The organism is Sulfuricurvum sp. (genome assembly GCF_019163035.1).
Taxonomy (GTDB): domain Bacteria; phylum Campylobacterota; class Campylobacteria; order Campylobacterales; family Sulfurimonadaceae; genus Sulfuricurvum.
Genome location: NZ_JAFLKV010000092.1, coordinates 17,700 through 26,364, shown reverse-complemented (window position 1 = coordinate 26,364; position 8,665 = coordinate 17,700). Strand labels below are relative to the sequence as shown.

Annotated in this window: 12 protein-coding genes; 11 read left to right on the top strand and 1 reads right to left on the bottom strand. The window is 45.2% G+C overall.

Annotation, left to right across the window (positions count from 1 at the left end):
- On the bottom strand, nucleotides 1-354 hold a 354-nt coding region (locus JZU62_RS06905), incomplete at its 3' end, for an iron-sulfur cluster assembly scaffold protein (protein ID WP_295013231.1).
- 59 nt (nucleotides 355-413) lie between these two features.
- On the opposite strand from JZU62_RS06905, the gene JZU62_RS06900 reads away from it, so the two are divergent.
- The 11 genes from JZU62_RS06900 to JZU62_RS06850 all read left to right on the top strand — a co-directional run.
- Nucleotides 414-2,153 carry a YgiQ family radical SAM protein gene (locus JZU62_RS06900; RefSeq protein WP_295013228.1) on the top strand — a complete coding sequence of 580 codons (1,740 nt, stop codon included), beginning with the start codon at nucleotides 414-416 and terminating at the stop codon, nucleotides 2,151-2,153.
- A 7-nt stretch (nucleotides 2,154-2,160) separates the two neighbouring features.
- Nucleotides 2,161-2,787, top strand: a complete 627-nt coding sequence (locus JZU62_RS06895; protein ID WP_295013226.1) for a hypothetical protein — start codon at nucleotides 2,161-2,163, stop codon at nucleotides 2,785-2,787.
- Between the two features lie 47 nt (nucleotides 2,788-2,834).
- On the top strand, nucleotides 2,835-3,068 hold the full coding sequence (locus tag JZU62_RS06890; protein WP_295013225.1) for an addiction module protein: 234 nt from the start codon (nucleotides 2,835-2,837) through the stop codon (nucleotides 3,066-3,068).
- Nucleotides 3,069-3,362 carry a type II toxin-antitoxin system RelE/ParE family toxin gene (locus JZU62_RS06885; protein ID WP_295013223.1) on the top strand — a complete coding sequence of 98 codons (294 nt, stop codon included), beginning with the start codon at nucleotides 3,069-3,071 and terminating at the stop codon, nucleotides 3,360-3,362. It begins immediately after the preceding gene.
- Nucleotides 3,363-3,543: 181 nt separating this feature from the next.
- Nucleotides 3,544-3,792: an RNA-binding S4 domain-containing protein gene (locus JZU62_RS06880; RefSeq protein ID WP_295013221.1), complete on the top strand. Its 249-nt coding sequence runs from the start codon at nucleotides 3,544-3,546 to the stop codon at nucleotides 3,790-3,792.
- Nucleotides 3,789-4,769 carry an anthranilate phosphoribosyltransferase gene (gene trpD / locus JZU62_RS06875; protein ID WP_295013219.1) on the top strand — a complete coding sequence of 327 codons (981 nt, stop codon included), beginning with the start codon at nucleotides 3,789-3,791 and terminating at the stop codon, nucleotides 4,767-4,769. Before JZU62_RS06880 ends, trpD begins: the two co-directional genes overlap by 4 nt.
- Nucleotides 4,766-5,176, top strand: a complete 411-nt coding sequence (gene tsaE, locus JZU62_RS06870; protein WP_295013217.1) for a tRNA (adenosine(37)-N6)-threonylcarbamoyltransferase complex ATPase subunit type 1 TsaE — start codon at nucleotides 4,766-4,768, stop codon at nucleotides 5,174-5,176. Before trpD ends, tsaE begins: the two co-directional genes overlap by 4 nt.
- Nucleotides 5,169-5,891 carry an LPS export ABC transporter ATP-binding protein gene (gene lptB, locus JZU62_RS06865; protein ID WP_295013215.1) on the top strand — a complete coding sequence of 241 codons (723 nt, stop codon included), beginning with the start codon at nucleotides 5,169-5,171 and terminating at the stop codon, nucleotides 5,889-5,891. The genes tsaE and lptB overlap by 8 nt, the downstream gene beginning before the upstream one ends.
- Nucleotides 5,892-5,897: 6 nt before the next feature.
- The gene (locus tag JZU62_RS06860) at nucleotides 5,898-7,163 is read left to right on the top strand and encodes an RNA polymerase factor sigma-54 (protein ID WP_295013213.1); all 1,266 of its coding nucleotides are present in this window, start codon (nucleotides 5,898-5,900) and stop codon (nucleotides 7,161-7,163) included.
- Nucleotides 7,163-7,960 (top strand): TIGR02757 family protein, encoded by a 798-nt coding sequence (locus JZU62_RS06855; RefSeq protein WP_295013211.1) that lies wholly within the window; start codon nucleotides 7,163-7,165, stop codon nucleotides 7,958-7,960. Before JZU62_RS06860 ends, JZU62_RS06855 begins: the two co-directional genes overlap by 1 nt.
- On the top strand, nucleotides 7,960-8,665 hold a 706-nt coding region (locus JZU62_RS06850; protein ID WP_295013209.1), incomplete at its 3' end, for a TrkA C-terminal domain-containing protein. The genes JZU62_RS06855 and JZU62_RS06850, both read left to right, overlap by 1 nt.

The window sequence follows — 8,665 nt, the reverse complement described above, 5'->3', positions numbered from 1 at the left end:
ATGAATTTTTGCCGCTTCAAAAGCGCTCAAAACCATTTGTGCACACGCTTGTTGTTTTACCGGCCCCAGTGCCACTTTTTCACGGAGCTTTACTGCCGCACTCTGAGCATAGTCGAGTGATTCGCCTTTGATCATCTCGGTAAACATCGATCCCAAAACTACCGTATCATGGCAACCGTTGGTGGCGTACCCGACATTTTCGAGGATATCGTTTTTCGCATCGAGATAAAAAATGACGAACTCACCGCTTTGTTCCGAATGTCCTACGCCGACACCGCTTGGGTTTTCGAGCGGACCGTAGTTGCGAGGGTGCATGAGATGCTCGATGATCTCTTGATTTAGATTATTTTCCATTTGATTATTATAACGCAGGTTGAACCTCTTTGTAAGAGTCCTCACCGTACAATCGCACTATGAAAACCATAACCCCTGAAACCCTCCGTTATTTACCCACTACCCGTGCCGAAATGGACGCACGGGGCTGGGATCGCTGTGACGTAATTCTCATTAGTGGTGATGCCTACATCGATTCGCCCTTTATCGGAGTTGCCGTGGTGGGACGGATATTGGAACGGGAAGGTTATCGTGTCGGGATTATTGGACAGCCCGATATCACTACGGATGATGTGATGCGTTTAGGGGAACCGAAACTTTTTTGGGGGGTGAGCGGCGGGAGCGTCGATTCGATGGTCTCCAACTATACCGCAACTAAAAAATTCCGCAACAGTGACGACTACACCCCCGGCGGTGTCAATAACGCACGACCCGATCGTGCGACACTGGTCTACACCAACCTGATCCGCAAATATTTCAAAAACACCGTCCCTATCGTGTTGGGAGGGATCGAAGCGAGTTTGCGCCGTGTTACCCATTATGACTACTGGACGAACAAACTGCGCAAACCGATCCTATTTGACTCCAAAGCCGATTATCTGATTTACGGAATGGGGGAGGGGGCGATTGTGGCTCTGCCTAAAGCGTTAGCCGCGGGTGAATCTCCCCACACCATTCGAGGAGTGTGTTATATCGCCAAAGAGCCGCGTGAGGGGTATTTGACGTTGCCATCTCATACAGAGTGTTTGGAAAACAAAGAGCGTTATATCGATCTTTTTGATGCGTTTTACAACCATAACGATCCCATCTCGGCAAAAGGGCTGTGTCAAGAGGTAGACGGACGATACGCGATCCAAAACCCTCCTGCCGATTATCTGGATGAAAATGAGATGGACGCGGTAAGTGCACTCCCGTTTACTCGTGAACTTCACCCCTATCATCGACCGCAAGGTGCTGTGAAGTGTCTGGAGACGATCAAATTTTCCATCATGACTCATCAGGGGTGCTGGGGAGAGTGTAATTTTTGTGCCATCGGCGTTCATCAGGGGCGAACCATCCGAACCCGTAGTGAAAGCTCGATTTTAGCCGAAGCGACGCAGTTTACCGAATACAAGGATTTCAAAGGGATCATCAGCGACGTCGGAGGCCCTACGGCGAACATGTACGGCTATGAATGTGCTAAAAAACTCAAACACGGAACGTGCGATCATCAGCGGTGTGTTGATGATACCCATCTGTGCAAATCGATGAAGGTCGATCACACCCGTGTTATAAACCTCTTGCGTCGTCTGCGAGAAGTGCGAGGGATCAAAAAAGCGTTTGTCGCTTCGGGGGTACGGTACGATCTGATCAACGAAGACAAACGTCAAGGGTATGAGTACCTCAAAGAGATGGTGAAACATCACATCTCAGGACAGATGAAAGTCGCCCCAGAGCACACCTCTGATCATGTCCTCCATCTGATGAACAAACCGGGGAAACAAACGTTAGTCGATTTTAAAAAGCTGTATGACCAGCTTAACCGCGAAGAGGGAAAAAAGCAGTTCTTGACCTACTATCTCATCGCCGCCCATCCGGGGTGTACCGAGAAAGACATGCACGATCTCAAACGTTTTACGAGCGACGAATTAAAGATGAATCCTGAACAAGCGCAGGTCTTTACCCCGACCCCGGGAACGTATTCGGCAGTGATGTACTACACCGAGATGGATCCGCAAACGCGTAAAAAAATCTTCGTCGAAAAAGATACGGCACGCAAAGAGAAACAAAAACAGATCGTCGTTGCCAAAGACAATTTTAAAAGCGGGTTTGGGAGTTAGGAATAGTATGAAATTATATAGATTTAGACAATTGACCACATGTGAAGAATTTTGTAGAGTTGTAGAGATTATCAAAACAGGAGAATTTTGGTGTTCCAAATTTTCTGAAATGAATGACCCTATGGAAGGTGTCTATTATACACCGAATAGTGGCATAATAGATGAGATATATAATGAAAAAAATAAGAGAAAAATCTGCTCTTTTTCTAAAATACAAGGATTTGAGAACCCTGCAATGTGGGGATATTATGCAGGAGGGTTTAAAGGTATTGCTATAGAGATTGAAGTGGAAGAAACAGATGAAATAAAACGTGTTAATTATGTTGCAGAAACGCCTTCGACTTCGGATATTGATACTATCTTAACGACAAAACTGAAGGTTTGGGAATGTGAATATGAATACCGGTTTATAAAAAATGTAACGTCAAATAAAAATAAAATAGGAACAATTACAAAAGTATATTTAGGTAATCCTTATGGAGACCTTGTCAATACTGATAAGATTTTGAATGATAACCCAACTTTACAGATGTATAAAAAATTTAAAGATGAACTTGAAGAATTTTTGAAAAAGAGTGAGATTCCATATGCAAATGTTGTTATAATAGATAATAAGGTGCTGGAAAACAATTGAGTTAAAATAAGATAAAATGTTTAACAAGAAAAAAAAAGGGTTGAATCATGATAAGTTTATCTATTCAAGAACCGAAAATCGAGCATTTTTTTAAACATTCACAAGAAGAAATGATCAAAGCATTGCGCTTTATCGTTGAGCATGAAATCGATTATGTCGAATCCTCATACGAGCTTTCGACTGAACAAAAAAAAGAGCTTTCATCACGTATCGAGTCGTATCACAATGATCGTTCCATAGGAAAATCATGGAGTGACATCAAGAACTCATTACTCCATTAAATGTTGGAAGTTAAACTACATCCGAAAGCCCAAGAGGATTTAGCTGAAGCACTCGATTACTACACCTCTATAGATCAACCAATCAAAAATAAATTTATCGATGATTTGGATTTGACATTCGGCAAAATTCAAAAGTATCCAAAGCTATATCCCTATGAGACAGCAACAGCTCAAAAAGTTCTGTTAAAAAAATTCCCCTATATCGTGTTATATGAACATTTTGAAAATGTCGTTATGATTTTGGCTATTTTCCATACTAAGAGACATCCGAGTATTTTAGATAAAAGAAAATAATTGCTAGGTTTTTTTTAAAAGATGACGTTCGTGGTGAGCTTGTCGAACCATGAACTACACACCCTTCGACAAGCTCAGGGCGAACGGGATAAAATAAGTGGAACAATTTTTGCGCTCTTACCTCTCTTTTAGCTTTTATAACCTACAATAACCACTTCAAACTCAATACTACGGAACCTATTTGCGAATCGATAAATTTTTAAACGCCGTTAATCTGACCAAACGCCGTGCTGTCGCTCAGGATATGATCGGTGAGGGTGTCGTCTACATCAACGATAAAGCGGTGAAGCCTGCTAAAAACGTGGCGGTAGGGGACATTATCACCCTCGTGTATCTCGAAAAACAGATGCGCTACGAAGTGCTCGCCATCCCGAGTATCAAATCGACCCCGAAGTCTCAACAGCATCTCTACATCAAGGAACTCTCATGAACGCCACCAAAGCCGATTTTGAAGCACTCTTTGAACATCGACTGAGCGATGAGGAGATGCGGGAGTTTTTGCTCTCGTTATCCCTCAATGCGCAGACCTCTTCGGAGATGATCGCAACTGCCGCAGAGGTAATGCGTACCCACTCGATCATCCTCGAAGTCCCCGCTGAACTTAAACCTAAACTGATCGATGTGGTCGGGACGGGGGGAGACAAGAGCGGGAGTTTTAATGTCAGCTCCACCGTCGCCCTCGTCCTTGCCGCATCGGGAGCCTACGTCGCTAAACACGGGAACCGTTCTATCACTTCTAAATCAGGAAGTGCCGATGTCCTCGAATATCTGGGTGTTAAACTTGATCTCTCTTTGGAGAAGAGTTCGACGCTTCTTCAAGCGTGCGGTTTTACCTTTTTGTTCGCCCAATACCACCATCCGGCGATGAAGTTCATTATGCCGATCCGCCGTTCGATCCCTGAGAAAACGATTTTCAATATCTTGGGACCTCTCACTAATCCCGTGGGGCTTTCTAAAATCCTCCTCGGGGTATTTGATGAGGTGTTTGTCCCTAAAATGGCGGAAGCGGCACGTGAGTTGGGGATGCAATCGGCTATCGTGGTGAGTTCACGTGAAAAGATGGACGAGATCAGCATCAGCGACATCACCTATGCGGGACACCTCAAAAACGGGGTGATAGAGTATTTTGAGATTGATCCGCAGATGTTGGGGATCAAAAAAGCTCCGTTTGAAGCGATTCTCGGCGGGGAAGCGGAACGAAATGCCGAGATCCTCACCGATATTTTAAACAACCGCGCCACCGACGCGCAACGGGATATGGTGCTGATCAATGCTGCATACGCTCTCGTGGCGGAGGGGATGGCACGGGATGCCCAAGAGGGGCTAGAGATCGCTCGTGATACGCTGCTCAGCGGCAAAGCTTCAGAGAAACTCAAACAAATCGTATCGGTATCGTCTAAACTATGATGAAACTCATCCAAGCCGAATTAGCGTCATTGTGCGAACGCATCACCCAAGAGCTTCCTCAGGGGGGTGTTGTGATCTTGCAGGGGGATTTGGCGAGCGGTAAAACAACCTTTACGCAAAGCTTCGCCCGCTATCTCGGATTGGAAGATGCGGTTACGTCACCGACTTTTTCACTTCAGCAGGTGTATGGAGATCGTTTGTTTCATTATGATCTCTATAATTACGGTTTCGAGAAGTTTCTATCGCTAGGGATGATGGAAGAGTTAGAGCGTGCGGGGTATCATTTGATCGAGTGGGGAGATGAGACGTTGATCGGATGGCTCAAACGTGCCGGTATCGATACCGTTGTTTTAAAAATTACCAAATGCGACGAACAATCGCGATGTTATGAGGTGCAGTGTGCATGAATTGAAAATTGAAAATCTGGTCAAAACGATCAAAAACCACGAAATCGTTCGCGGTATCAGTATGGAGTTACATACGGGTGAAGTGGTCGGGCTTTTGGGACCCAACGGTGCTGGGAAAACGACGACGTTTTATATGGTGTGCGGTTTGATCGAAGCAACCGATGGAAAAGTGTACATCGACGGGGAGGATGTCTCTCATTTGCCGTTGCACAAACGCTCCCGTATGGGGATCGGTTATCTGCCTCAGGAAGCATCGATTTTTAAAGATTTGACGGTGGAAGAGAATCTCATCATCGCCGCGCAAGCAGGGGATTTGGATAAAGAGATGGCGGAAAAACGGATCGAGGAGCTCTTAGAGATGTTTAATATCGAGCCGATCCGTAACCGTCGAGGGATCAATCTATCAGGTGGGGAACGCCGTCGTGCCGAAATCGCCCGCGCGTTGGTCAACAAACCCCGTTTTTTACTCCTTGATGAACCGTTTGCGGGGGTTGATCCTATCGCGGTAATGGACATCCAAAGTGTCATTTCCCAACTCGTGGAATACGGAATCGGAGTGCTGATTACCGACCATAACGTCCGTGAAACGTTAGCGGTATGTGATCGTGCCTACGTTATCAAAAGCGGTGAGTTGCTCGCTTCTGGAACGAGTGATGAGATTGCTAACAACCCGGATGTGCGTCAGCATTATCTCGGTGAATCGTTCAAGTTCTAATATCGTATGTTACGGGTCAAAACAAACGTTGAGCTAAAAAACAAGCTCTCTAACACCCTACGCAACTGGCTTCCGATTTTGCAATCGAGCCTGAGTGATTTGGGTGAAGCGATGTCGCCGTTTGTTGAGGGTAATCCCCTAATCGATATCAAATCGGGATATGAAGAGTCTTTTGAATCTCGTATCCCGAAAAAAATTCAGTACGGCTACGTCCAAAATTCTCACAGTGAAGCGATTGAAGCGCTGACGGTTCAAAAAAGAGGTTTGTTTGAAATCCTCGAAGAACAGACGGACGGTTCTTTGTTCCCCACGCCGATCTCACAGCTTATCGCTCACCATGTTATTGAAAACCTCGATGAGGGGGGATATTATGAGGGAGATAGCGAAGCCTTTTGTGTAGCACAGGGAATTACGCTTGAGCAGTTTGAAAAAATCCGTCTCCGTTTTATCCATGTTGAACCGGTCGGTATCGGGGCGCGCGATGTGAGCGAATCGTTTTTGTTTCAACTCGAATCTGCCACGATCAGTGACGCGGGATACACCCTTGCACGTGAGATGATTACCCATTTGGATGAATTGGGTCGATTCCGTAAAGATAGCTCGTTTGATGAAGCGATGAAAGTGGTCGGGAGTTTTAAAAATCCCCCCGCTATCGATTATTTGGAAGACTCACAGCAGGTGATTCCCGATCTTATGATTTACAACGATCCCGAAGAGGGGATTGAAGTACGGATTAACGATAAATACTACCCGAGTGTGATGATCGATTCGGCTTACGGTGTCGATCATCCGTTCGTTCGTGAAAAACTCAAAGAGGCTAAAAGCCTTGTCGATGCGTTAGAGATGCGAAAAGCAACCCTCTATAAAGTGGGGTTGATGATCGTCGAGTATCAGTATGATTTTTTCACCGGCGGAGCGATTAAACCGCTGACTCTTAAAACACTCGCGGATGAATTCGGCCATAACCCCTCCACGATATCACGTGCCATTGCCAACAAATACATTGCCTGTGATCGCGGCATTTATCCGATGAAAGATTTTTTCACCACCGCTATCGATGAAGATGTCTCCAATGCCGCGATCAAAGATTATGTGGCGGAACTGGTAAAAGCGGAGTCACACAAAAAGCCCCTCAGCGATATGAAGCTCCTTGAACTGATCCAAGACAAATTCAAAATCACGATGGTTCGCCGCACCATCGCAAAATACCGTAAACAGCTCAATATCGCTGGATCAAGCGAGCGTAAACAACTCTATCTTTTAGGTCGGTAGTGAAAGAGATACAAGCGTATTTGGACGCTGAGGTGGAAGCTCGTAATTGCAGTGATGAACTCTGTATCGAGCGTCCTGACCCGCTTATGGTAGCACGTACCACTATGGATCAGCACCATGCCCTCACGTGCGCACTTTTCGCCTACGGTAATGTCAAAGCGATTGTGGCTTTTCTCTCCTCGTTGGATGATGATTTGATCGATACCGATGAAGAATCGTTGCGTCAGAGATTAGAGGGGAAATACTACCGTTTTCAAAGCAATGAAGATATCATCCAATGGTTTATAACACTTCAAACTCTTCGTGGTATCGGAGGCGCCGAGCAGATATTTATGCAGGGATATTCTAACGGGTTGCTTGAGGGGGTAACTTCGCTCATTAGTACCCTCTATGATATTAATCCTTACCGGTCCAAAGGATATGAGTTTTTGATCGGCAAATCGATCACCTCTATCGCCAAATCCTCTGCGATGAAGCGGTGGATGATGTATCTGCGGTGGATGGTACGGCATAATGAACTCGATATGGGGTTGTGGAGCGGAGTGCGTGCAAACGATCTGATTATGCCGCTCGATACTCACACGTTTCACGTTTCACGCCGCTTAGGGCTACTGGAACGCTCTGTATGTGATATGCGAGCTGCATTGGAGTTGACCGAAACCCTTAAACGATTTGACCCTCACGATCCGCTGAAATACGATTTTGCCCTCTATCGGATTGGGCAGGAAAAACAGCTAGAGATAGATTGTGGTACAATCTCGTCCATAAAATTGAATTGTAAGAAGTTTATCCCCTAATGAAAAAAATTTTAATCGTCAGTGACGGAGCTATCGGGCAACACTTTATAGAGCGTGTTATCGGTACGTATACCACTGAAAATCTTTATTATGTCGTTCAAACCAGTGATAAAATTTTCGAAGGATACAACCCTGCACGGTATAAATTTTTTCAATTCGATCCTACCAGTTTTTATAAAATTTCAAATCTTTTGAAGATGGATTTCTGGCAAGTAGTTTTGGTGATGGAGAACCAAAGCGATTTGGATCATACGATCAAAAATATCCGCTTGTATAAACCCTCCCTCCGTATTATCGCCCTCGATTTGTGGAATACGATCAGCCCCTCTGATGATATAGAATGGGTTAATATCCAAGAACTGGTTGCCGCCAACATGATCGACTATCTTCCGAATATCCCTGTTTTGGCCAAAAATATTGGGTTGGGTTCGGGTGAGATCATGGAAGTTCTCGTTCCGTTTGGGAGTTCGTTTGTCTACCGCCACATCGGTTCCATCGAGCAAAAAAACTGGAAAATCGCGGCTATTTACCGAAACCGCACCCTCATTATTCCGAGCGATAATAAGATGATTCAACCCAATGATACGTTGGTATTGGTAGGTGATCCTGCCGTTCTTCGTTCCATCTATCGGGCGATCAAGCGCGAACTCGGACAGTTTCCGGCACCGTTTGGCTCTAAAATTTATCTCTATATCGATATGCGTA

What these genes read in the sequence shown, in the direction of transcription:
- JZU62_RS06900 (WP_295013228.1), top strand. Translation starts at nt 414, where the DNA reads ATGAAAACCATAACCCCTGAAACCCTCCGTTATTTACCCACTACCCGT.
- JZU62_RS06895 (WP_295013226.1), top strand. Translation starts at nt 2,161, where the DNA reads ATGAAATTATATAGATTTAGACAATTGACCACATGTGAAGAATTTTGT.
- JZU62_RS06890 (WP_295013225.1), top strand. Translation starts at nt 2,835, where the DNA reads ATGATAAGTTTATCTATTCAAGAACCGAAAATCGAGCATTTTTTTAAA.
- JZU62_RS06885 (WP_295013223.1), top strand. Translation starts at nt 3,069, where the DNA reads ATGTTGGAAGTTAAACTACATCCGAAAGCCCAAGAGGATTTAGCTGAA.
- trpD (WP_295013219.1), top strand. Translation starts at nt 3,789, where the DNA reads ATGAACGCCACCAAAGCCGATTTTGAAGCACTCTTTGAACATCGACTG.
- tsaE (WP_295013217.1), top strand. Translation starts at nt 4,766, where the DNA reads ATGATGAAACTCATCCAAGCCGAATTAGCGTCATTGTGCGAACGCATC.
- JZU62_RS06860 (WP_295013213.1), top strand. Translation starts at nt 5,898, where the DNA reads ATGTTACGGGTCAAAACAAACGTTGAGCTAAAAAACAAGCTCTCTAAC.